Origin of the sequence: Marilutibacter aestuarii, assembly GCF_006546775.1 — a bacterium.
In the GTDB taxonomy this organism is placed as follows: Bacteria; Pseudomonadota; Gammaproteobacteria; order Xanthomonadales; family Xanthomonadaceae; genus Marilutibacter; species Marilutibacter aestuarii.
Genome location: NZ_VICE01000067.1, coordinates 33,487 through 55,076 on the forward strand (window position 1 = coordinate 33,487; position 21,590 = coordinate 55,076).

The window sequence follows — 21,590 nt, forward strand, 5'->3', positions numbered from 1 at the left end:
CCCTCAGTGCAGCGTGCGCGGCACGGTCAGGGTGAACACGGGGATGGGGGCATCGAAGTGGGTGCCGTCGTCGGCGAGCATCCGGTAGTGCCCCTCCATCGTGCCCAGGTCGGTCTCGAGCATGGCGCCGGAGGTGTATTCGAAGTTCTCGCCCGGCTGCAACCAGGGCTGTTCACCCAACACGCCCTCGCCCTCGACTTCCTGCACCTTGCCGTTGGCATCGGTGATGATCCAGTGCCGGGCGACCAGGCGCGCGGGCATGGAACCGCGGTTGCGGATGTTGATGGTGTAGGCGAAGACGTATCGGTCCTGCTCGGGTTCGGACTGGTCGTCGAGGTAGCGGGTGGCGACTTCGATGTCGAAGACGTATTCGGTCGGGGGGTTCATGGTGACAGTGTACCCGGCGCGGCAAGGGCGATGAGCCGCGCGCGCCGGCGGGGCGTTCAGTCGTGGAGTCGATTGGCGAGGCGGATGAAGTCGGCCACCTCGAGTTGCTCGGCGCGCAGGTCGGGGCGGATGCCCGCGGCTTCGATCTCGGCGGCCGTGCATTGCTGCGACAGGGCGTTGCGCAGCGTCTTGCGGCGCTGGCCGAAGGCATCGCGCACGACGGCGGCGAAACGGACCGGATCGTCCACGCCTATGCTGTCGGCGGGCCGCGGCACCAGCCGCACCACCGCCGAGTCAACCTTGGGTGGCGGGCTGAAGGCCCCAGGGGGCACGTTGAACAGGGGCACGACCTCGCAGCTGGCCTGCAGCATCACGCTCAGGCGGCCATACGTCTTGCTGCCGGGGCCGGCCGCCATGCGGTCGACGACTTCCTTCTGCAGCATGAACGTCATGTCGCGGATGACCGCGGCGTGCTCGAGCGCGTGGAACAGGATCGGCGAGGACAGGTTGTAGGGCAGGTTGCCGACCAGCCGCAGCGGACCCTCCTCGCCGGCCAGCGCGGTGAAGTCCACGTCGAGCACGTTGCGGTGGATGATCCGCAGGGTGCCATGCGCCCGCGCCGCCTCGGTGAGCGGGAAGATCAGGTCGCGATCGAACTCGATCACCGTCAGCCGCCCGTGCCGGTCCAGCAGGGGGAACGTGATCGCGCCCTGGCCGGGACCGATCTCGACCAGGCGGTCTTCCGGCCGCGGATCCACCGCCTGCACGATCTTGTCGATGATGCCGCGCTCGTGCAGGAAGTGCTGGCCGAGGTGCTTCTTCGCCTCGGCGGCGAAGCCCTTCGAGGCCGGCCTGCCTTCCGTACGCGCGCCGCGGTGGTCGTTGCCGGATCGTCGGTTCATCGTGGATCCCCGGTGGTGCGGGCGTGCAGTCGGGCACGGGCGAAGCCGGCACAGGCATCGGCGGCTGCGAACAGGCTGGAGGGGTCGGCGCGGCCGCTGCCGGCCAGCTCCAGTGCAGTGCCGTGGTCCACCGCGACGCGCGGATAGGGCAGGCCAAGCGTGATGTTGACCGCCTGCTCGAACCCACTGTACTTGAGCACCGGCAGGCCCTGGTCGTGGTACATGGCCAGCACCGCATCGAAGCCCCGCAGTTTGGCCGGCAGGAAGGCGGTATCGGCGGGCAGGGGGCCCACCAGGCGCATGCCTTCGGCCCGAAGGCCGTCCATCACCGGCCCGATCGTGTCGATTTCCTCGCGACCCAGGTGGCCGGCCTCGCCGGCGTGCGGGTTGAGGCCGAGCACCGCGATCACCGGCTCGGCGATGCCGAAGTCGCCGCGCAGGGCGCCGTGCAGCACGCGCAGGCTGCGTTCGAGGCCGGGACGGGTGATTGCCGTCGCCACCTCGCGCAGGGGCAGGTGGGTGGTGGCCAGGGCGACGCGGACGATGTCGTTGGCCAGCATCATCACCACGTCGAGCCCGGCACGTCCGGCCAGCAGTTCGGTCGTCCCCGTGTAGGCAATGCCGCCTTCGTTGATGCCCGCCTTGTGCACCGGACCGGTGACCAGGCCGTCGAATCGCCCCTGCTGGCAGGCGTCGGCGGCCTGCACCAGGGCGTCGATGACGGCGGGCGAATTGCGCGGGTCGAGGACGCCGGGACGGCTGGCGACGGCATTGGCGACTTCGTGCAGGACCAGGGTCCCCGGACGCTGTCCGTCCGCCTCGTCGCCCGCCACCAGCCGCAGGGGCAGGTCGAGGCGGCTGGCGGCCTCGTCGAGGACGTCGGCGTCGGCGAATACAGTCAGGTGATGGTCGCGCGGGCGCTGGGCCAGGCGGACGCAAAGCTCCGGCCCGACGCCGGCCGGCTCGCCGGGCACCAGCGCGAGCCGGGGCACGGGGGCCATGTCAGCCGCCGGTGGCGTTGTCTGCGGCTTGCGGTCCGACGCGGATGTCCACGTAGGCCTCGCCGCGCAGTTCGCGCAGGTAGCGGTTCCACTCGTCCTCCAGCTTGCGGCGACCGATGGTCTCCGCGATCTGGTTGCGCTTGTTCTGCGCATTGACGTCGGTCTGGCGCGATCCGGTCCGCTTGATGATGTGCCAGCCAGTGGAGGTGCGGAAGGGCTGGGAGACCTCGTCGTCGCCAAGGCGGGTGATCTGTCCGCCGAACTCGAGCCCGAAGGCGTCGGCGTTGAACCAGCCCAGGTCGCCGCCGCGGACCTTGCTGTTGAGGTCCTGGGACTCCTGCCCGGCCAGTTCGGCGAAATCCGCGCCGCCGGCGAGGCGCGCGGCGAGGGTGTCGATCTTCGCCTTGGCCTCGGCGTCGCTGGTCTGCTCGTCGACCCGGACCAGGATGTGGCTGGCCTTGTACTGGGTGACGGTCTGGCCGCTGGCGTCCTGGCTGGCGTTGCGCGATTCGACCATCTGCAGCAGCTGGAAGCCGCTGGGGCCGCGGAGCGGGTCGCTGACCTGCCCCGGACTCATGTTGCTGACCATCTGCACGAAAGCGCTCGGGATCTCGTCGCTGCTGCGCCAGCCCAGGTCGCCGCCTTCCAGCGCGTTGGGGCTGTCGGAATAGCGCACGGCGGCCGCCGCGAAGTCCATCTCGCCACGGTCGAGCAGGGACTTGATGCCATCGATCTTGCCCTGGGCGGTCTTGATCTGCTCCGGCGTCGCGCCCTCGGGCAGGGCCACGAGGATGTGTGCCAGGCGGTACTGGACGCCGCCGGCCTGCTGGGCCTCCATGGCCGCGTCGATCTCCGCGTCACTCACCGAAACGCGCGTCTGGGCGTAGCGCTGGCGCATCTTCTGGACGAGCAGTTCCTCGCGGATGGACGTGCGGAACTCGTCGAAGGTGCTGCCGTCGCGGGCGAGCTGGGCGCTCAGCTGGTCGATGCTGATGCCGTTCTGGCCGGCGATGTTGGCCAGGGCCTGGTCGACTTCCTGGCTGGTGACCCGCACGCCCGAACTCTCGGCACGCGCGACCTGCAGTTTGAGCAGGACCAGGCGCTCGATCACCTGCCGCTCGAGCACGTCGCGCGGCGGCAGCTGCGCCTCGCGGCCGGCGTACTGCGAGAGGATGTTCTGCATGGCCCGATCGAGCTCGCTGCGCAGCACGACGTCCTCGTCCACGATGGCGACGATGCCGTCGATCGGCTGGACCTGGCTGGAGGGTGGCGCCTGCTGGGCCTGGACGGAGGTCGCCGAGAGGGCCGCGGCGAGGGCACAGGCAAGGAGTTTCTTCATAGGATCGGATCAGGAGACGATTCGACGTTGTCGTCGGTGATGAGGGACGGCGGGACCAGGTACAGGTCGTCACGGTCATAGCCGAGGATAGCACGGCGCAATTCGCGCTCCGTCTTCTGGCCGGCCGAGCCCAGGCCCTTGAGTTCGAACTCAAGGCGCAGGGAGTCGTTCAGGTCGCCGTCGCGGTTGCGGATGTAGCGCCGTGCGATCAGGCGCACCGCCAGGCAGCAGCTTTCCCATTGCACGCCGGCGATGGACTCGAGCAGCTTGTCGTCCAGCAGCGAGTAGTAGTAGCGCCCCACCAGGCTCCAGTTCTCGTTGACCGGATACAGGAAGGAGAAGTCCACCTGTTCCAGCAGGTCCTCGCGGGAGGTGGGGTCGAGGCGGTAGCGGTAGCCCAGGTTGACCACCCCGCTGTTGTCGAGCAGGTAGCGTACGCGCAGGCTGGCGAGGTCCTCGCCGCGGAACTTCGGGTCCCACTGGTAGCCGGCGTCGATGCTCCAGCGGTCGTTCGGCGACACGCTGATGTCGGCGATCCACGCCGACTTGCCCTTCTCGATGGGCTGCTCGCGTCCCAGGGTGGTGCGGACGTCGTCCAGGTACTGGATCTGGCCGATGCTGGCGGCCAGGCGCTCGCGGCCGTCGTCCTCGCTGATCAGGCGCGTGGTCAGCGCGGTGGTGATCTGGTTGGCGTCGGTCTGGCGGTCCGCGCCCGTGTAGCGGTTGTCGCGGAACAGCTGGCCCCAGCTGTAGGTCATCGGCCGCGTATCGAAGCTGGGCAGGCCCGTCTGGTCCCGATAGGGCACGTTCAGGTAGTAGATCCGCGGCTCGAGCGTATGCAGGTAGCGCTCGCCGCCGATCTCGGTGTTGCGGTCGAAGAACAGGCCCGCGTCGACGGAGAAGATGGGCATGCTTCGGCTGGGCGACTTGTCGCCGGCGATCGCGGTGAGGTTCTCGTCGAGGTCGTAGGTGGTGTAGCGCCAGGCCAGGGTGGGACGCAGGAACCAGCTGTTGCCCTCCAGCGGCATGCTGACGTAGGGCTTGATGTCCAGCCGGCTGCCTTCGTTGCGGACGTCGTGCCTGAAGCCGACGGCCTCGGCGTTGACGCCCGCCTCGAACCAGCGGCCGAAAGGCTGAGACCAGTTCAGGTAGGCGCGTGGCAGGCGGTCGTAGGCCAGGCTCGCCTCGCTGACGGTGTAGTCGGTGAGCTGCTGGTGGTCGGCCATCAGGCCCGCGTCCCAGTAGCGGCCGCGGCCATACAGGCCGACCGTGCTGACCAGGGAATAGGACGAGCGGCCGAACAGGCTGTTGCTGAAGTCGTCCAGGTAGTGCGTGTCGCTGACCCAGCCCAGGTTGGCGCGGGCGTGCCAGTTGCCGCCGAACCAGCTGTCGTCCAGGTTGTGCAGGGCCTTGAGCCGGAACAGGCCGCGGTCGTCCTCGGGCAGGGTCGCGCCGGGGATCGGCAGGCCATTTGGATAGAACAGGTAATCGCGCGGTTCGCGTCCGGGCAGCTTGTCGGTCGGCATCCATTCGCCGTAGACCTCGCCACGGCCTTCCGGGTACAGCCACCGGAACTCGGTGCCCAGCTGCGCGCCGCGATCGGTCATGATGCGCGGGGTGATCGTCGCGTCGTAATTGGGCGCGATGTTCCAGTAGATCGGCTGTTCCCAGTCGAAGCCATCGCGGCCGGATACCGAGATCGACGGATACAGCAGGCCGCTGCGGCGGCGGTCGTCCGTCGGGAACATGAACCAGGGCACGTAGAGGATTGGCACCTTCCCGACCCGCAGGACGGCATTGCGCGCGACCGCCATGCCTTCCTCGGTGTTGATGTCGATGCGGTGCGCGCGAAGTTGCCACTGTTCGTGGCCGGGCACGCAGGTGGTGTAGGTCGAGCCGACCAGCGCGCCCTGCTCGCCGCTGAGTTCGATGCGCTCGGCGCCCCCGTTGCCGCGCCGCTCCACCAGCTGGTATCGCAGGTCGCTGATGGTATGCGTGTCGGAGTTCTGGTTGCCGGTGGCCTTCTCGGCAACGATGCGCAGGCCGGAATCCTGGTAGCGCACGCCGCCCTCGGCGCTGTAGTCGCCGGTTTCCTCGTTGTAGGTCAGCGCGTCGGTATTCAGGAACTGGTCGCCGCGCACCAGGCGGACATCGTCCTGGACGATCACGTTCTCGCCGGTGGCGGCCCGCGACAGGGTGCCACCCTCGATGTCAGTGGGCGCGTTGGGGCGTTCGGCCGGGTTCGCGTCGGTGGCGGGCGCGTCGTCGAAGGCGGGGATGGCGTCGCCGACCGGGCACAGGCTCCAGTCTTCCTCGTCTTCGGCGGCCTGGACCGGCAGGGCCAGGGCGATGCAGAGTGAGAGGGGGAGCAGGCGAAGGGATTTGCGCACGCGGTTTTCCGGCTTTGGAGGTCAAGCGGCGGTTAGCTTGCCGCATCGGTGGTGGGGCGGCAATGACGCCCGCAGCCCCGCCGTTCATGTTGTCGAAGGCGGTGTGTGTCCGGCGTTACGGGCGCGCGCCTGCCAGGGCGCCGACGTGCGCGACGCTGCATTCGCGCAACGCCTGCAGGTCGTAGCCGCCCTCGAGCATGGAGACCACGCGACCACCGCCGTGGCGCCGGGCGATGGCCAGCAACTCACCGGTCAGCCACTCGAAGTCGGTCGCCTCGAGCTCGATCTGGGCAAGCGGATCGCGCCGGTGGGCGTCGAAGCCCGCCGATACGAGCAGCAACTGCGGGCGGAAGCCGTCCAGCGCGGGCAGCAGGGTATCGCGCCAGGCGTGGCGGAAGGCTTCGCTGCCCGATCCCGGCGCCAGCGGCGCGTTGACGACGTTGCCCACGCCACGCTCGTCGGCATGGCCGCTGTCGGGGTACAGGGGCATCTGGTGCGAGCTCAGGTACATCACGCGCGGATCGGAGGCGAAGATGGCCTGGGTGCCGTTGCCGTGGTGGACGTCGAAATCGACCACGGCCACGCGTGCCAGGCCATGGCGCTCGATCGCGTGGGCCGCCGCCACGGCGATGTTGTTGAACAGGCAAAAGCCCATGGCGACGGTGTCGGTGGCGTGGTGGCCCGGCGGCCGGACCGCGCAGAACACGGTCGCCGGCCCCGTGCCCAGCACGGCGTCGACCGCGGCCACGCCGGCCCCCGCGGCGCGCAGCGCCGCCTCGGCCGAGTGGGGGCCCAGCACGGTGTCGGGATCGAGCGGGATCGGTTGCCCGTCGGGCAGGGGCGTGTCCAGCACGAGTGCCAGCAGGCCATCGTCGTGGACGCGCAGCAGCTGGCCACGCGATGCGCAGGGGGCGTCGTGCCAGTCCAGCGCGGGGAACGCCTCGCGCAGCGCATCGATGACGCTGCGCAGGCGGGCAGGCTGCTCGGCATGGCCGGCGCCGGGATCGTGCAGCAGGCAGGCCGGATGGGAATAGATGCGCATCACGGGGCCGGGCTCGGTGCGATCAGGCCTGGCGGCGGTCGTGGTTCCACAGGACCTCGCCGTGGCCGCTGGCCCGGGCGAGGACGCGGGCCAGCACGAAGAGCAGGTCGGACAGGCGGTTCAGGTAGCGGATGGCTTCCGGGCGCACGGCCTCGACGCGGGCGAGCGCGACGGTTTCGCGCTCGGCCCGTCGGACCACCGTGCGGGCGACGTGGCAGCGCGCCGCCGCCTCGCCGCCCCCGGGCAGGATGAAGTCCTTGAGCGCCGGCAGCGGTGCGTTGAAGGCGTCGAGGCGGGCTTCGAGGCGATCGATGTCCTCGCCGGTGATCGCCGCATGGCCCGGGATGCACAGCTCGCCGCCCAGGTCGAACATCTGGTGCTGCACGGCGGTCAGCAGCTCGCGGACGTCGTCCGGGACATCGCTGGCCAGCACCATGCCGATGCAGGAGTTGGCTTCGTCGACGGTGCCGTAGGCAGCGACCCGGGCGGAGTCCTTGCCGGTGCGGCTGCCATCGCCCAGGCCCGTGCTGCCGTCGTCGCCGGTGCGCGTGTAGATCTTCGAGAGCCGGTTACCCATGCGCGGACTGGGATGCGGGGCTCAGGCCGTCTGCGCGCGCAGCGCCGGCAGGCGATGGCGCAGCAGCGCGAAGCCGCCGAACAACAGGGCCGAGTAGAACAGGGTGCCCAGCACCGTCCACTGGAAGAACGGGATGCCGGCGGTATACGCCATGCCCAGGCCGCCCACCGTCGCAGGATACGTCGGGTCGGCCAGCCAGGCCCCGAAGTTGCTGACCGCGAAGAACAGCACCGACCCGGCCAGGGCGTGGCCCAGCACGCGGAAGCCACTGACCTTGCCGCGCAGGCGCAGTCCCAGCGCCGTCACCAGCGCCACGCAGGCGTAGCCGAGCCAGATGCCGAAGCCGCCGAACCAGCTGGCGTAAAGGCCTCCGTTGATCGAGGCCAGGACCAGGTCAGACAGCAGCATCGCCGCCAGCGGCACGATGAACGCCCACTGGCGCGAGGCGAAATAGGCGCCGCCGAACAGGGCGATCGCCGCCACCGGCGAGAAATTCGGCGGGTGCGGGAGGACGCGGGTCAGCGCGGCCACCAGGATGAACGCGACCAGCACCAGCGGCCCGGCCGCGAAGGTGCCCCGGCGGGGCGAGTCTGAGGGGGGCGGGGCAAGCGGGGTGCTACGGTTCATGGGGCGGTGACTGGGGTGCGGACGGGAAGCCGTTAGCATACCGCAGCTGGCGCGCTCACCCGGTGGATGCGTGTTGCATGGCACCATGTCGACCGGGTTGCCCCCCGGGCGAACACCGCACCCGCACTCCCCGCAAGCCGGACAGGACACCCGATAGACAGGACATGGCGACAGATTCCCAGCCCCCCGCGACTTCCGGATCGACGCCCGGGCCCTGCCACGACGTATTGATCGTCGGCGGCGGCCTGGTCGGTGCCAGCCTGGCCATCGCGCTCGAGCGCCATGGCCTTGACGTGGGCCTGATCGAAGCCGCGCCGCCGGGTTCGCTGCCGGCGGTCTTCGACGAACGCAACCTGAGTTTCGCCGAGGCGACCGTCAATGCGCTGACCGCGCTCGAGGTCATGCAGAAGCTGCACGCGCCGAGCGGCCCGATCCGGCGCATCCACGTCAGCCGCCGTGGCGACTTCGGACGCGCCACCCTCGATGCCGCCGCGCATGGCCGGGAGGCCTTCGGCCAGGTCGTGGTCGCGCGCGATTTCGGCGATGCGCTGGAGGCCCGCCTGTCCGAACTGCCGTCGCTGGTGCGCTACCGGCCGGTGCGCTTCGTCGGCCTGGAGGATTCGCCTTTGGCGCGCCATCGCTCGGTACGCGTCGCCGACCAGGGCGGCGAGCGCGTCCTGCACGCGCGGCTGCTCGTCGCCGCCGACGGTACCCGCAGCCAGGTGCGCGAGGCGCTGGGCATCCAATCCGACAGCCATGACTACCGGCAGACCCTGTTCGTGACCCGTCTGCGCACCGAGCGCGCGCCCGACGGTACCGCCTACGAGCGCCTCGGCGAGCATGGGCCGACGGCCCTGCTGCCTCGCGGCGACCGTCATTTCGGCCTGGTCCATGGTGTCGACAGCGCCGAGGCCGACGCCGTCGCCGCGCTGGACGAACCGGCGTTCCTGGCGCGCGCACAGGACGCCTTCGGCTGGCGCGTCGGTCGCTTCCTGTCCTGCGGTCGGCCCAGCATGTACCCGGCAATCCGGCTGCTGGCCGAACGCAGCGTGGCCCCGCGCGCCGTGCTGGTCGGCAACGCCGCCCAGACCATCCACCCGGTCGGCGCGCAGGGCTTCAACCTGGGCCTGCGGGACGCGTTGACGCTGGCCGAGCTGATCGGTGCGGCCCGCGCGGCCGACCCGCACGCCGACTGCGGCGACCGCGCGCTGCTCGAGGCGTACGTCGAACGCCGCCGCGTCGACCGCGACGAAACGGTGGCACTGTCCGATGGCCTGGCCCGCCTCAGCGCCAATCCTTCGCCGTTGCTCGGCCCCGTGCGGAGCCTCGGCATGTTCGCGCTCGATCGCCTGCCCTCGGTGCAGGCGTCCCTGGTGGGCGGCGCGCTGGGCTATCGCGGCCACGTGCCCGCCCTGTGCCGCGAGGGAGGGCGGGCATGAGTCGCCGTGACCTCTACGACGTCGTCGTGGTCGGTGCCGGCGTGGTCGGCGCGGCCGCGGCCCTGGCCTTCGCGCGCGACGGCCTGCGCGTGGCGCTCGTGGAGGCACGGGCGCCGCAGCCCTGGCGGGCCGATGCCCCCGACCTGCGCGTGTATGCCTTCGCGCCGGACAATGCCGCCTTCTTCGACGACCTGGGCATATGGTCGGGGGTGGTCGCCGCACGCGCGCAACCCTATCGCGCCATGCGGGTGTGGGATGCCGGTGGTGGCGCGCCCCTGGTCTTCGATGCCGACGCCCTGGCCCGGCGCGAACTTGGCTGGATCGTCGAGAACGCGCTGCTGGTCGACCGCCTGTGGGCCGCGCTCGCGCCGGCCGGCGTGCAGCTGCATTGCCCCGAGCGCGTGCGCGAGTTGGAGCAGGACGCCGACAGCGCCGCCCTGGAACTCGAATCGGGCCTGCGCCTGCGCGCGCGCCTGGTGCTCGCCGCCGACGGCGGGGACTCGCAGCTCCGCGCCATGGCGGGGATCGACACGCGCGTGCGAGACCACGGCCAGAGCGGCCTGGTGGCCTTCGTCGACCATGGACGGCCGCACCAGGCGACATGCTGGCAGCGCTTCCTGCCCAGCGGTCCGCTGGCCTTCCTGCCGTTCGAAGGGGAGGGCGGTCATCGCAGCTCGATCGTCTGGACGCTGCCCGAAGCCGAAGCCCTGCGGCTGCGGGACATCGATGAAACCGCCTTCCTGCTCGAACTGGATCGCGCCTTCGACGGCCCGCTGGGCCCGATGGCGTCGGTATCGGCCCGCGCGGCGTTTCCGCTCAAGCGGCAACTGGCCGAAACCTGCCTGGCGGGGCGTGTCGCCCTGGTCGGGGACGCCGCCCATGTCGTCCATCCGCTCGCCGGACAGGGCGTCAACCTGGGGCTGCGCGATGTGACCGCGCTACGCGCGGTCGTGCGCGATGCGTCGCGTCGCGGCACGGACATCGCCGCGCCATCGCGGCTCGCCCGCTGGGCACGCGTGCGGCGCAGCGAGAACGCCCTCGCCGCGCATGCCTTCGACGGGCTCAACCGCCTGTTCTCGAACGACGCGGTGTTGCCCACGCTGTTGCGTGGGCCCGCGATGGGCCTCCTGGGCAGGTGGGCGCCGGCGACCCACGCCCTCTGGCGTCGCGCCGCGGGGATCTGACGGACGAAGGCGCGGCCCACCCATCGGGCAGGCCGCGCGCAGGGTGTGCGATCAGCGCACGTTCGCCCAGGCTTCGAACTCCGTCGTCGACAGGCGCCCGTCGGCATCGGCGTCGATGCGCTGGAAATGTTCCGCCACGGCGACGTGGGCCGAGGCCTCGGTGGCGCTCAGGTATGCATCGCGGTCACCATCGAGCACGCCGAAGTCGGCCGCCGGGAACGCCACGGCCTGGCCGGAGGGGATCGAGCGCACGGTCAGTTGCGGGGCGACGGGTTCAGGGACCGCGGCCACTGCCGCCGGTGCCGGCGTGGCGGTCGCCGCTTCGGCGGTCGCCTCGGCGGCGGCCTGCGCCTGCGACGTCGCAAGGATCGCCGCGGCCGTGGCATTGGCCGCCTCGTTGGCCGCTTCGCGCGCCTCGTAGGCGGCGGCGACCGGGTTGGTCCCGCTTTTGGCGACCGTTTGCGCGCCGAGCGCCCGGTTGGCCGCATTGGCGGCTTCGTTGGCGGCCTGCTCGGCGTTGATCGAAGACTGGGTCGCGACGTGGGCCTGGGCCTGCGCGCTGGCGGCGCCATGGGCCGACAGCGCGCCGGCATCACGGGTCCGTGCAGCGGCCTCGGCGGCTTCCTGCGCGGCGGCGGCCTGCTGCCGCGCGGCACGGGCCTCGCCGACGGCGATCTCGGCCTCGGCACCGGCATCCTGTTTGGCCACGACCTCGGACTGGGCCTGGGCGAACGCCGGGGCGCCGGTCATGGCGAGGCCGGCGAACAGCGCGACGGCGAGCAGGGAGCGCGCGTGGATAGCGTTGGGCTGCGCGGCATGGACTTGGCGTGAGCGGATCATCGTCGTGGACTCCTCGTTGGGACGCCACGAACGCTAGGCAGGCGGGGGTCAATCCGGTGTCAAATTCGGGAACCTCCGCTGAACCGCGGGTGGCACGACATCCAGCCCGCAACGAGGCTACGCAGACCGCGTCAGGCGGGTCGCGCGTAGACCGTGATTTCCTCGCGGTCGTGGTACAGCTGGCGGGCACGCACCACGAGCGGACGGCCGGCCTGGGCCTGGAACAGGTCGAGGCACTGTCGGGTCTCGTCCCAGCGTTTCTTCATCGGCAGCTTGAGGTTGAACACCGTTTGCGCGCACCAGCCCTCGCGCAACCAATCGGCCATGCGCGCGGCCACGCGCCGGGGCTGTTCGACCATGTCGCAGACCATCCAGTCCAGCGGCGTCTCCGGTTGCCAGCGAAAGCCGTCCACGCGCAGGTGTTCGAGTCGACCGGTATCGAACAGGTGCGTGCGCATCGGCCCGTTGTCGATGGCGGTCATGTGCAGGCCGTGGCGCAGCATCACCCAGGTCCAGCCGCCCGGGGCCGCGCCCAGGTCCGCGCCGCGCAGGCCGTCGCGCAGCCGGGCGTCGCGTTCGTCGTCGTCCAGCAAGGTCATCAACGCCTCTTCCAGCTTCAGCGCCGAGCGGCTGGGCGCATCGGCGTGCATCCGCAGGCGCGGGATGCCCTGCGGCCAGGGCGCGCTGTCGCCAGGGTGGCTGCGGCCGAGCACGGCGTGGTCGCCGGCGAGGAACACCACGTGCAGGCGCGAGCGACGTGCATCGTCGCGCGGGCTCAGCCAGCCTGCTTTGCGCAGCGCCGGACGCAATGCGTTGCCGAAGCTGCGCGCGAGACCGGAAAGCGGCCGGGCCTCGTCGGAGTCGGGGTGTTCGACCCAGAGTTCGCCGAACGGCGGCCCGTCGCGCACCGGCACGTTGGCTTCCAGCGCCGCCAGGATCGGGCTGATCCGGTCCTTCGGGTCCAGGCCACGGAGGTCGGCCAGGCGCAACAGCTTCTGGCGGGCGAAGACGAGGTCGGCGAAGGGCAGGCGACGCGCCAGTTGCGCAGCTTCGTCGCTGATGAACTCGACATGCCCGCTGCCCCGGGCCGCCTTCGGATACCCCGCATGGCCGAGCAGGGCGGCGCGCTCGGCCAGCTCGGCGGCGAGCTCGGGCTCGAAGCCGGGGCGGCAATGGCAGAACAGGGCGTCGATGCTCATGGCGATGGGAAGCGGGAACGGCCCCCATGATCGCATCCCCGTGGCGCGACCGGGTCGGCGACGCGGCCGGACTCAGTAGCGGGGGCCGTCGAGTTCCCCGTAGCGACGCAGCACGTCGCACGCGGCATCGCGCTGGATGTCGCGCACGACCTCGATGCCGCGTTGTTCCAGCGCCCCGACCCAGTCCACGGGCAACGGCCCTTCGTCGAAGTCGGTCAGCGCTTCGACGTCTTCGCTGCGCGCACCGATGAGCAGGCGGTCGATTCCTGCCCAGACCGTCGCGCCATAGCATTGGCAGCAGGGCTGCGAGGACGTGGCCAGGGTGATCGGACCGGCCGGCTGGCCCTGCGCGTCCAGGTTCAGGCGCACGCGCTGGGTGCGTTGCTGGGCCAGCATGTAGGCCATGGTTTCGGCATGGGCCAGCGAGCAGCTGTGCGGCAGTACGCGATTCACCCCGATCGCGATGATGCGATCGTCCGCGCCGAAGACGGCGGCGCCGAAGGGGCCGCCGCTGCCGGCGTCGATGTTCCGCCGCGACAGCGCGATCGCCAGCGCGACCTTGTCCTCGTCCATGGGGTGGACCGCCCGGGTGTCCACGGCTTCGTGGACCCAGGCGGGCAGGGTCAGGTGGACCTGTGCATACAGCATCGGGAACCTCGTCGGCGTCGGGCTTACTGGAGCTGTACGCCGTTGTCGTTGGCCGTGCAGCTGCCGGCGACGCACTGGCAGCCCTGGATCTCGCGGAAACCGCAGGTCGACATCATGCCGTCCTTCGCGCAGGCCGCGCGCACGCCCTCGGGATCGGTGGGGCTGTCGACGTTGACGCAGGCCGGGTACGCACCGCAGCAGTTGCCGACGTTCTTCACCGTGCAATCGGCGTCGGTCCGGCAACTGCGATCGACCTGGACGGGGCCTTGCGCCGGAGCGGGCGCCTCGGCATCCGTCGATGGCGCGTGTGGCGCGTCGGGCTGCGGAGGAAGGGTTGATGCCCCGGGCGCGACGACCGGCGGCGCCTGGGGAGGGGCGGGCTCGGCGGCCGTGCCCGGCCCTTGCGCCCCCGCGACCGCGGTCTCGCCCGAGGGCGCCGCGCAGGCACCCAGCGCGAGCATCAGGGCGGCAAGCAGGAGGGCCCGGTACCGGACATGTCCGGCCCGGTCGCGGCGGCGCGCGGCGGTGCGCGCTGTGGATGCATCAAGCATGGCAAGCTCCCTGGCGGTTCCGGTGCCCGGCGTGCCGCCGGGCGAGCCCGTGCGTGCAGGGTACGACAGCCCCCTGCACGGCGTCGTCCTTGCGTTCAGCCCTTGTTGGCCCAGGTGTCGCGCAGGGTCACGGCGCGGTTGAACACCGGCGCACCGGGCGCGTGGTCCTTGCGGTCCGCGCTGAAATAGCCCATGCGCTCGAACTGGAACGCCTGCTCGGGCGCCGCCGATGCGGCTGCGGGCTCGACGTAGCCGGTGACCACCCGGCGCGAGTCCGGGTTGATGTGGTCCTGGTAGGTCTTGCCGTCGGTGTCGTCATCGGGATCGGCGACGTCGAACAGGCGGTCGTACAGCCGGATCTCGGCCGCCACCGCGTGGGTGGCGCTGACCCAGTGGATGGTGCCCTTGATCTTGCGGTTGGCGCCTTCCATGCCCGGCCGCGACTCCGGATCGAGGCTGCCGCGCAGCTCGACGATGTCGCCGTTCGCGTCCTTGACGACCTCGTCGCACTTGACGATGCCGGCGCCGCGCAGGCGGACTTCACCGCCGGGGACCAGGCGCTTGAAGCCCTTGGGCGGCACCTCGGCGAAATCCTCGCGTTCGATCCACAACCGGTTGGAGAACGGCACCTGGCGCTCGCCGAAGCTTTCGTCCTTGGGGTGGTTCGGGAAGGCCAGCGATTCCTCGTGCCCGTCGGGCAGGTTGGTGAGGACCAGGCTGAGCGGCTCGATGACCGCCATGCGGCGCGGCGCGGCCGCGTCCAGGTCTTCGCGCAGGCAACCCTCCAGCACCGAGTAGTCGATGACCGAGTTCTGCTTGCTGATGCCCAGCCGTTCGGCGAACAGGCGCAGCGACGCGGGTGTATAGCCACGGCGGCGGATGCCCTGCAGGGTCGGCATGCGCGGGTCGTCCCAGCCGTCGACCAGGCCGGCCTGGACCAGCGCCATCAGCTTGCGCTTGCTCATCACCGTGTAGTTGAGGTTCGCGCGCGAGAACTCGATCTGCCGCGGCGCACTGGCTTCCATCGGCAGGCCGGCATCGACCAGCGGCTTGAGCAGTTCCGGCGAGCCGGCCAGGTCGACCTTCTCCACGCACCAGTTGTAGAGCGGGCGGTGGTCCTCGAACTCCAGCGTGCACAACGAGTGGGTGATGCCCTCGATGGCATCGCCCAGCGAGTGCGCGTAGTCGTACATCGGGTAGATCGGCCAGGCGTCGCCGGTATTCTGGTGCGCGACCTTCTTGATGCGGTACAGCGCGGGGTCGCGCAGGTTCATGTTGCCGCTGGCCATGTCGATCTTCGCGCGCAGCGTGCGCGTGCCGTCGGCGAACTCGCCCGCGCGCATGCGCCGGAACAGGTCCAGGTTCTCCTCGACGCCGCGATCGCGCCAGGGCGAGTCGCGGCCCGGCTCGGTCAGCGTGCCGCGGTACTCGCGCACCTGCTCCGCGCTCAGGTCGCAGACGAACGCATCGCCCTGCGCGATGAGCTTCTCCGCCGCGAGGTAATACACCTCGAAGTAGTCCGAGGAGTGGCGCAGGGAATGCCACTCGAAGCCCAGCCAGCGCACGTCCTCCTGGATGGCGCGCACGTACTCGGGGTCTTCCTTCGCGGGATTGGTGTCGTCGAGGCGCAGGTTGCATACGCCGCCGAACTCGCTGGCGATGCCGAAGTCCAGGCAGATCGCCTTGGCGTGGCCGATGTGCAGGTAGCCATTGGGCTCGGGCGGGAAGCGCGTCTTGATCGCCGTGTGCTTGCCGCTCGCGAGGTCGTCGCGGACGATCTGGCGGATGAAGTCCTGCTTCGGGGGCGCCGGGTCGGTGGCGGGGTGGGCGGTGGCGGGACGATCGGGCGTGGCGGACATGCGTGGGGCACAGGCGGGGTGGATCGCCCAGTTTAGCGGGTTACGCCGCCGGGGGCGGCGTTGACGCGCGCCCCTTGACGGCAGGCGTATGCTCGATTCAGGCCCCCTCGCATAAGGTGTGACGATGAAGGTCGTCTACGAAGCCGCCAACCTGATCGATGCCCACCTGGTCAAGCACGCCCTGGAGGACAGCGGCATCCCCGTGTTCCTGCGCGGCGAGAACCTCGTCGGCGGCATGGGCGAGCTGCCCCTGTTCGGAGTGATCGCGGTATGCGTGCCCGACAGCGCCTGGCCCGAGGCCAGCGAGATCGTCGCCACGCTGCCCATCGCCGAGGCCGATGCCACCCCGGCCGCGGACGCGGCGCCCCTCGACGGCGCGGGCTGGGTCCCGGCCTGAGCGTGGCCGCGATGGCATCGATCGAGGCCTTGCGCGACAAGGTCAGGGACGTCCCGGATTTCCCGTCCCCAGGCGTGCTGTTCCGCGACCTGACGCCCCTGCTGGCGGACCCCGCGGCCTTTGCCGGCTGCATCGATGCGCTGGCCTCGCCGTGGCATGCCGCCGGGATCGAGGCGGTCTGCGGGATCGAGGCGCGTGGTTTCATCTTCGGCGCCGCCCTCGCGCGTCGGCTCGACGCCGGCTTCGTGCCCCTGCGCAAGCCGGGCAAGCTGCCGCCTCCGGTGGTCGAGGTCGAGTACGCGCTCGAGTATGGCGCCGACCGGCTGCAGGCCACGGCGGGGGCGCTGCAGGGGGCCAGGCGCGTCTTGCTCGTCGACGACGTGCTGGCGACGGGCGGAACCCTCGCCGCGGCCCATCAACTGGTCGGGCGCCTCGGTGCCGGCGTCGCCGGCGCGGCGGTCGTCATCGAGATCGAAGCGCTCGCCGGACGCGCGCGGTGGCCGTGCGACGTGCCGCTGCACGCGGTCCTGCACTACTGAACGAACCCGCGGCGGTCGCCGATCGTCGCCCCTGTCCACAACGATGGAGAAGGATCCATGCTCGGCATCGGTGCCTACAAACAACGCCTGCCCGCGCCCGGCGATGCGCTGCCGGGTCGCGACCAGCCCCTGCCGCTGCACAATGCCCACCACGTGCACGGCCGGCCGCTTCGCGACGACTTCGAGGGCCTGGCCTGGCTGCAGTTCGGCATGGGCTGCTTCTGGGGCGCGGAGCGGATGTTCTGGTCGATCCCCGGGGTGGTCACCACGGCGGTCGGTTACGCCGGCGGGCAGACGCCGAACCCGACGTACCGGGAGGTCTGTAGCGGGCAGACCGGTCACACCGAGGCGGTCCGGGTGGTCTACGACCCTGCAAGGGTCGGTGTCGGCGTGCTGTTGAAGGCGTTCTGGGAGGGCCACGACCCGACCCAGGGCATGCGCCAGGGCAACGACGTGGGCACCCAGTACCGCTCCGTCATCCATTGCACGGACCAGGCCCAGTACGACGCCGCGCTGGCCAGCCGCGAGGCCTTCCAGGCCCGCCTGGACGAAGCAGGGCTGGGCGCGATCACCACCGAAATCGTGTATCCCGCACCCCGGTTCTTCTACGCCGAAGACGAACACCAGCAGTACCTGTCCAAGCATCCCGGCGGCTATTGCGGGCTGGGGGGCACCGGTGTCAGCTGTCCCGTCGGCACTGCGGCCTGAACGAACGCGCCCGGCCTTTTCCCCACGCTCACGCGCCGCGGCGGACGCTTCGCGTTCCAGCCCGGAATAGAGCCAATCCAAGGAGGTTTTCCGTGAAGAACGCCATCCCCCCGCTTTTCCTGGCCTTGGGCATCCTTGCCCTGGCCGCCTGCCAACCCCAGGCCCCCGCGGGCGACGACGAGGCCGCCACTGCCGACGCCGCGTCGGCGCCGGTTGGCATGACGGACTCGGAGATGGGGGCGGCGGAGGGCATGGATGCCGACGACATCGGCGCGCCGGAAGGCATGAGTGACGCCGACCTGGCCCCGCCCTCGATCATGTCCCCGGCGGACGCGGATCCCGCGAGCGGTCCCTCCTTCGACTGCAGCCGCGCCAGCAGTTCGAGCGAGAAGATGGTGTGTTCCGACCCCGCGCTGGCTGCGCTCGATCGCGAACTCGAGGCCCTGTACGGGCGGCGACTGGCGGCGACCTCGGGCGCGGACCACGATCGCCTCCAGGCCATGCAGCGCGGCTGGGTCAAGGGTCGCGACGAGTGCGGCAAGGCCGAGGACACGCAGCGCTGCATACGCGAGGCCTACCAGACCCGCCTGGTCGAACTGCAGATCGACAGCGGCGAGGTGATGGTGCCCACGCCCGTCGAGTTCACCTGCGACGGCAATCGCCAGCCTTTCACGGCGACGTTCTACAACGACATCGAACCGCGCGCGGCCGTGCTGACCCTGGGCGACGACCAGGCCATCGCCATCGCCCAGCCGGCCGCGAGCGGCAGCCGTTACGGACGCGAGGGCGTGGAGTTCTGGGAGCACCAGGGCGAAGCCACCGTCGACTTCTATGGCACGCGCCTGAGCTGCCGCGCGGCCCAATGACGAGGCACGCCGGGGGCTGAGGCATCCCGGCGCCGGTCGATCGGCGCGGGCAAGGAGGCGCCCCCCGCGTGCGCGGGTGGATAGAATCGGACGTCATCGCGGCCGTCGTCGCGTCCCGGCCGAGGATCTTCCATCGCATGACCCGCAGCACGTGGCTCTGGCTGGTCGTCGCCACGACCTTCGCGGCCCTCGCGGCCACCTTCCTGTTCGTTCCCCCGGCGCCCCTGCCGCGCTTCGAGGACGCAGGACCGCCCGCCACCCCCATCGGTGGGCCGTCGCGGGTGCGCCTGCTGGCGGGCGAGGGCATTCGCGGCACGCTCGACGGCGAGGGACGTCGCGCCCGTTTCGCCGACCCCTGGGGGCTGGCGCTCTCTCGCGACGGCCATCTGTTCGTGGCCGACGGGGGCGAGGGCAACCGCATCCGCCGCATCGCCCCGGACGGCACCGTGGTCACGCTGGCGGGTGGGCGCGAAGGCTTCCTCGACGGTCCCGCCAGGCTGGCGGCCTTCGACACGCCCTCCGGGTTGGCGCTGGACCTGGCCGGCAACCTCTACGTCGCCGACACCGGCAACCATGCGATCCGCAAGCTGCATCCGGATGGAACGGTGAGCACGCTCGCCGGCAACGGTCGTCGCGGGTATCGCGATGGACCGGGCACCGAGGCGCAGTTCGATGCGCCGATGGGCGTGGCGGTCGACGCCAGCGGGCGCGTGTACGTCGCCGATACCTACAACGACCGGATCCGGGTGATCGAGCCCGACGGTCGCGTCGCCACCCTGGCCGGCGACGGTCGCACCGGCGCCGCCGACGGCCCGGGTGCCGTCGCCCGCTTCGATACGCCGACCGACCTGGTGGCCGGTGTGCGCGGCGAGCTGTGGATCGCCGACAGCGGCAACGGTGCCATCCGCCACGTCGACGGCGGCGGACGTGTCTCGACCGTGCTGGCCGACGTGCCCAGCGTCCCCATCGGTCTGGCGCGAAGCCACGATGGCGTGCTCCACGTAGCCGGGATCTGGCCGAGCCGGGTGCTGCAGGCCGGTCGCGACGGCCGCTGGCGCGTCCTGCAGAGCGACGAGCGCCCGGAGGCGCGCTTCTCGCGACCGGTCGGCATCGCCGTGGACCGCCGTGGTGGCGTCTTCGTCAGCGACGCGGGGGCCTACCGGGTGCACCGCATGGTCCAGGCGGGACGGGCGTCGCGCCGTCCGCGGGCGCGCGCCGGTGGCGATCCTGCAGCGGGCGAGGGCGCGGGTTTTCCGGAGCACGGCCCTGCGTCCGACGATCCCCTTCCGGCCACGGGCGGACGCTGGCCGCTGCGCCCGCAGCGGGGATGGCACGAGGTGGTGGGCACGCTGGGCGAGGTCCGCGGCAACTATCAGGGCGAAAGCCGTCACCACCTCCATGGCGGCCTGGACATCCGCGGCGACGTCGGCCAGCCGGTCCTCGCCATCGCCGACGCCAAGGTCAACCTGCCGCTGGCGGCCTGGGGCATCGAGCGCCTGGGCGAGGGCTTCGCGCTCGACACCCTGCAGTACATCCACATGCGGGTCGGCCGCACGCCACGCGGCGACCTGCTCGACCCGGAGCGCTTCCAACTGGTGGCGGGCGACGACGGCACGCCTGCCCGCGTGCGCGTGCGACGGGGCGCGCGATTCCGCGCCGGCGACATGCTCGGGACGATCAACCGCATGGCCCACGTCCACCTGGTGGTGGGCAACAGCGGCTACGAACGCAACGCGATCGCGCTGGGTTTCGCCAACTTCTCCGACCGGGTGCCGCCCCGCATCGACGCGGTGGAACTCGTCGACGCATCGGGGCGTTCGCTGCCGCGTGTCGACGGACGGGTGGACGTCGCGCCCGATGCCGGCGACCTGCAGATGGTGGTCGAAGCCTGGGACCAGGTCGACGACAACCTGCCGCGTCGCCGCCTGGGCCTGTATGCGCTCGGTTACCAGTGGCTGGATGCCGACGGCCGGCCCCTGGCGGGTTTCGACGCGCCGCGTTTCAACATCGAGTTCAACCGCATGCCGCCGCAGGACGACGCGGTGCTCATGGCCTACGCGCCCGGCAGCGGGATCACCGTGCACGGCAGCGCGGTGACGCGCTTCCGCTACGCTTTGACCAACACCGTTCGCGACGGCCGCATCGCGAGCGGATCCTGGCGTCCGGACGACATGGCGCCGGGCGACTACCTGCTGCGCGTCCACGCACGCGACTACAGCGGCAACGAGGCGCAGGCGGGACGCGACCTGCCGGTGCGTATCCTGCCGCGGCCAGCCCCGGCCGCGAGTGCGGCCACGCCCTGAACAGAACGAAGGCCCTGCCGGGGCAGGGCCTTCGCGTGCCGGCTACCAGGCCGCCCACCTGTGTCGATGACGCGGCGCCGCGTGGGCGTGCTTACTTGGTGTCGGCGTTCGACAGGGTGAGGTCGCTGGTGTCGACGTCGGTCACGCCCTCGGTGCTGCGGGCGATCTCGACGGCCTTGTCAATCTCGGCCTGGCTGCCCAGCGCGCCGGACATGTGGACCACGCCATTGAGCGTGTCGACGTCGATCTCGGTGCCCTTGGTGAGGTCGTCGGCCAGCAACTGGCTCTTCACCTTCGTGGTGATCCAGGTATCGCCCATCGGCTGGGCCGATTCGGCGTCGTTGACGGTCTCCTCCGGCTCGGTCTGCTGCCCGGCCGGGTTGGCGACCGCGTAGCCGGTACCGACCAGCAGCATCGCGCCCATCAGGGTGCTGGCGCCGATGTTCGAGATTCGCTTGGTGTTCCGGGTGTTGATGCGCATGGTGAACTCCTCGTCGTTTGTGGGGTGGCTTCCGCGTGGTGGCGTGGGATGACGCCGTGCGGAAACTCCAGTGCCGACGCTACGCAGGCGGCAGTGAACGACGAGGGAGGGTCATGTTAACGATGCGTGCGCGACGCGTTGCGCAGGCGTTCAAATGCCGCGAAATCCACGTGTAACGCGACAACGCGTCACACTTCCGGCCCACGCGCGGCTGAACGATCGAACGCAACCCGCACGGCGTTCAGGGCGCGGACGGGAAACGATAGCGCGCCCGAGACCGGGGGGCGCAGGCGCTGTGGTTCATCCACGCA

At 70.9% G+C, this 21,590-nt stretch carries 21 protein-coding genes; 7 read left to right on the top strand and 14 right to left on the bottom strand.

What is annotated here, in order from left to right:
* Positions 1-3: 3 nt before the first annotated feature.
* The 8 genes from apaG to FKV25_RS07280 form a co-directional block, all read right to left on the bottom strand.
* Positions 4-387 (bottom strand): Co2+/Mg2+ efflux protein ApaG, encoded by a 384-nt coding sequence (gene apaG, locus FKV25_RS07245; protein WP_141518119.1) that lies wholly within the window; start codon positions 385-387, stop codon positions 4-6.
* 56 nt (positions 388-443) lie between these two features.
* Entirely contained in the window at positions 444-1,289 is an 846-nt protein-coding gene (rsmA, locus tag FKV25_RS07250; protein ID WP_141518120.1) for a 16S rRNA (adenine(1518)-N(6)/adenine(1519)-N(6))-dimethyltransferase RsmA, read from the bottom strand.
* Positions 1,286-2,290: a 4-hydroxythreonine-4-phosphate dehydrogenase PdxA gene (gene pdxA, locus FKV25_RS07255; RefSeq protein ID WP_141518121.1), complete on the bottom strand. Its 1,005-nt coding sequence runs from the start codon at positions 2,288-2,290 to the stop codon at positions 1,286-1,288. The genes rsmA and pdxA overlap by 4 nt, the downstream gene beginning before the upstream one ends.
* Before the next feature lies 1 nt (position 2,291).
* Entirely contained in the window at positions 2,292-3,629 is a 1,338-nt protein-coding gene (locus FKV25_RS07260; protein ID WP_141518122.1) for a peptidylprolyl isomerase, read from the bottom strand.
* Complete coding sequence (gene lptD / locus FKV25_RS07265) at positions 3,626-6,019, bottom strand: LPS assembly protein LptD (protein WP_141518123.1); 2,394 nt, start codon at positions 6,017-6,019, stop codon at positions 3,626-3,628. The genes FKV25_RS07260 and lptD overlap by 4 nt, the downstream gene beginning before the upstream one ends.
* Positions 6,020-6,134: 115 nt before the next feature.
* A complete protein-coding gene (locus FKV25_RS07270) occupies positions 6,135-7,061 on the bottom strand; it encodes a histone deacetylase family protein (protein ID WP_141518124.1) in 927 nt (308 codons plus the stop codon).
* A gap of 22 nt (positions 7,062-7,083) precedes the next feature.
* Positions 7,084-7,638, bottom strand: coding sequence for a cob(I)yrinic acid a,c-diamide adenosyltransferase (locus FKV25_RS07275; RefSeq protein ID WP_141518125.1), 555 nt, complete (start codon positions 7,636-7,638; stop codon positions 7,084-7,086).
* Positions 7,639-7,659: 21 nt separating this feature from the next.
* Positions 7,660-8,265 carry a DUF6580 family putative transport protein gene (locus FKV25_RS07280; RefSeq protein WP_211345393.1) on the bottom strand — a complete coding sequence of 202 codons (606 nt, stop codon included), beginning with the start codon at positions 8,263-8,265 and terminating at the stop codon, positions 7,660-7,662.
* Between the two features lie 164 nt (positions 8,266-8,429).
* Between FKV25_RS07280 and ubiH the strand changes: the two genes are divergently transcribed.
* Together ubiH and FKV25_RS07290 are read left to right on the top strand one after the other, a co-directional pair.
* Positions 8,430-9,704: a 2-octaprenyl-6-methoxyphenyl hydroxylase gene (gene ubiH / locus FKV25_RS07285; RefSeq protein ID WP_141518126.1), complete on the top strand. Its 1,275-nt coding sequence runs from the start codon at positions 8,430-8,432 to the stop codon at positions 9,702-9,704.
* Positions 9,701-10,888: an FAD-dependent oxidoreductase gene (locus FKV25_RS07290; RefSeq protein WP_141518127.1), complete on the top strand. Its 1,188-nt coding sequence runs from the start codon at positions 9,701-9,703 to the stop codon at positions 10,886-10,888. The genes ubiH and FKV25_RS07290 overlap by 4 nt, the downstream gene beginning before the upstream one ends.
* Positions 10,889-10,939: 51 nt before the next feature.
* Here the strand turns inward: FKV25_RS07290 and FKV25_RS07295 are convergent, their stop codons facing one another.
* The 5 genes from FKV25_RS07295 to FKV25_RS07320 all read right to left on the bottom strand — a co-directional run bounded on the left by FKV25_RS07295 (position 10,940) and on the right by FKV25_RS07320 (position 15,985).
* Positions 10,940-11,728, bottom strand: coding sequence for an EF-hand domain-containing protein (locus tag FKV25_RS07295; RefSeq protein WP_141518128.1), 789 nt, complete (start codon positions 11,726-11,728; stop codon positions 10,940-10,942).
* A gap of 131 nt (positions 11,729-11,859) precedes the next feature.
* A complete protein-coding gene (gene rlmM / locus FKV25_RS07300) occupies positions 11,860-12,921 on the bottom strand; it encodes a 23S rRNA (cytidine(2498)-2'-O)-methyltransferase RlmM (protein ID WP_141518144.1) in 1,062 nt (353 codons plus the stop codon).
* A gap of 78 nt (positions 12,922-12,999) precedes the next feature.
* The gene (locus tag FKV25_RS07305; RefSeq protein WP_141518129.1) at positions 13,000-13,575 is read right to left on the bottom strand and encodes a nucleoside deaminase; all 576 of its coding nucleotides are present in this window, start codon (positions 13,573-13,575) and stop codon (positions 13,000-13,002) included.
* Positions 13,576-13,598: 23 nt separating this feature from the next.
* Entirely contained in the window at positions 13,599-14,036 is a 438-nt protein-coding gene (locus FKV25_RS16670; RefSeq protein ID WP_425462614.1) for a hypothetical protein, read from the bottom strand.
* Between the two features lie 185 nt (positions 14,037-14,221).
* Positions 14,222-15,985, bottom strand: coding sequence for a glutamine--tRNA ligase/YqeY domain fusion protein (locus tag FKV25_RS07320; RefSeq protein WP_141518130.1), 1,764 nt, complete (start codon positions 15,983-15,985; stop codon positions 14,222-14,224).
* 124 nt (positions 15,986-16,109) lie between these two features.
* Between FKV25_RS07320 and FKV25_RS07325 the strand changes: the two genes are divergently transcribed.
* The 5 genes from FKV25_RS07325 (at position 16,110) to FKV25_RS07345 (ending at position 20,798) form a co-directional block, all read left to right on the top strand.
* A complete protein-coding gene (locus FKV25_RS07325; RefSeq protein WP_141518131.1) occupies positions 16,110-16,382 on the top strand; it encodes a putative signal transducing protein in 273 nt (90 codons plus the stop codon).
* A gap of 11 nt (positions 16,383-16,393) precedes the next feature.
* A complete protein-coding gene (locus tag FKV25_RS07330) occupies positions 16,394-16,921 on the top strand; it encodes an adenine phosphoribosyltransferase (RefSeq protein WP_141518132.1) in 528 nt (175 codons plus the stop codon).
* A gap of 57 nt (positions 16,922-16,978) precedes the next feature.
* Positions 16,979-17,629 carry a peptide-methionine (S)-S-oxide reductase MsrA gene (msrA, locus tag FKV25_RS07335; protein ID WP_141518133.1) on the top strand — a complete coding sequence of 217 codons (651 nt, stop codon included), beginning with the start codon at positions 16,979-16,981 and terminating at the stop codon, positions 17,627-17,629.
* 92 nt (positions 17,630-17,721) lie between these two features.
* Positions 17,722-18,495 carry an MliC family protein gene (locus FKV25_RS07340; RefSeq protein ID WP_211345394.1) on the top strand — a complete coding sequence of 258 codons (774 nt, stop codon included), beginning with the start codon at positions 17,722-17,724 and terminating at the stop codon, positions 18,493-18,495.
* Positions 18,496-18,632: 137 nt separating this feature from the next.
* Positions 18,633-20,798 carry an NHL repeat-containing protein gene (locus FKV25_RS07345; RefSeq protein WP_141518134.1) on the top strand — a complete coding sequence of 722 codons (2,166 nt, stop codon included), beginning with the start codon at positions 18,633-18,635 and terminating at the stop codon, positions 20,796-20,798.
* Between the two features lie 91 nt (positions 20,799-20,889).
* Here FKV25_RS07345 and FKV25_RS07350 read toward each other — a convergent pair whose 3' ends face one another.
* Entirely contained in the window at positions 20,890-21,279 is a 390-nt protein-coding gene (locus tag FKV25_RS07350) for a BON domain-containing protein (protein WP_141518135.1), read from the bottom strand.
* Positions 21,280-21,590 lie beyond the last annotated feature (311 nt).

Coding starts and splice junctions, on each gene's coding strand:
- apaG (WP_141518119.1), bottom strand. CDS start 387: ATGAACCCCCCGACCGAATACGTCTTCGACATCGAAGTCGCCACCCGC.
- rsmA (WP_141518120.1), bottom strand. CDS start 1,289: ATGAACCGACGATCCGGCAACGACCACCGCGGCGCGCGTACGGAAGGC.
- pdxA (WP_141518121.1), bottom strand. CDS start 2,290: ATGGCCCCCGTGCCCCGGCTCGCGCTGGTGCCCGGCGAGCCGGCCGGC.
- FKV25_RS07260 (WP_141518122.1), bottom strand. CDS start 3,629: ATGAAGAAACTCCTTGCCTGTGCCCTCGCCGCGGCCCTCTCGGCGACC.
- FKV25_RS07270 (WP_141518124.1), bottom strand. CDS start 7,061: ATGCGCATCTATTCCCATCCGGCCTGCCTGCTGCACGATCCCGGCGCC.
- FKV25_RS07275 (WP_141518125.1), bottom strand. CDS start 7,638: ATGGGTAACCGGCTCTCGAAGATCTACACGCGCACCGGCGACGACGGC.
- FKV25_RS07280 (WP_211345393.1), bottom strand. CDS start 8,265: ATGAACCGTAGCACCCCGCTTGCCCCGCCCCCCTCAGACTCGCCCCGC.
- ubiH (WP_141518126.1), top strand. CDS start 8,430: ATGGCGACAGATTCCCAGCCCCCCGCGACTTCCGGATCGACGCCCGGG.
- FKV25_RS07290 (WP_141518127.1), top strand. CDS start 9,701: ATGAGTCGCCGTGACCTCTACGACGTCGTCGTGGTCGGTGCCGGCGTG.
- FKV25_RS07295 (WP_141518128.1), bottom strand. CDS start 11,728: ATGATCCGCTCACGCCAAGTCCATGCCGCGCAGCCCAACGCTATCCAC.
- FKV25_RS07305 (WP_141518129.1), bottom strand. CDS start 13,575: ATGCTGTATGCACAGGTCCACCTGACCCTGCCCGCCTGGGTCCACGAA.
- FKV25_RS16670 (WP_425462614.1), bottom strand. CDS start 14,036: ATGCTCGCGCTGGGTGCCTGCGCGGCGCCCTCGGGCGAGACCGCGGTC.
- FKV25_RS07320 (WP_141518130.1), bottom strand. CDS start 15,985: ATGTCCGCCACGCCCGATCGTCCCGCCACCGCCCACCCCGCCACCGAC.
- FKV25_RS07325 (WP_141518131.1), top strand. CDS start 16,110: ATGAAGGTCGTCTACGAAGCCGCCAACCTGATCGATGCCCACCTGGTC.
- FKV25_RS07330 (WP_141518132.1), top strand. CDS start 16,394: ATGGCATCGATCGAGGCCTTGCGCGACAAGGTCAGGGACGTCCCGGAT.
- msrA (WP_141518133.1), top strand. CDS start 16,979: ATGCTCGGCATCGGTGCCTACAAACAACGCCTGCCCGCGCCCGGCGAT.
- FKV25_RS07345 (WP_141518134.1), top strand. CDS start 18,633: ATGACCCGCAGCACGTGGCTCTGGCTGGTCGTCGCCACGACCTTCGCG.
- FKV25_RS07350 (WP_141518135.1), bottom strand. CDS start 21,279: ATGCGCATCAACACCCGGAACACCAAGCGAATCTCGAACATCGGCGCC.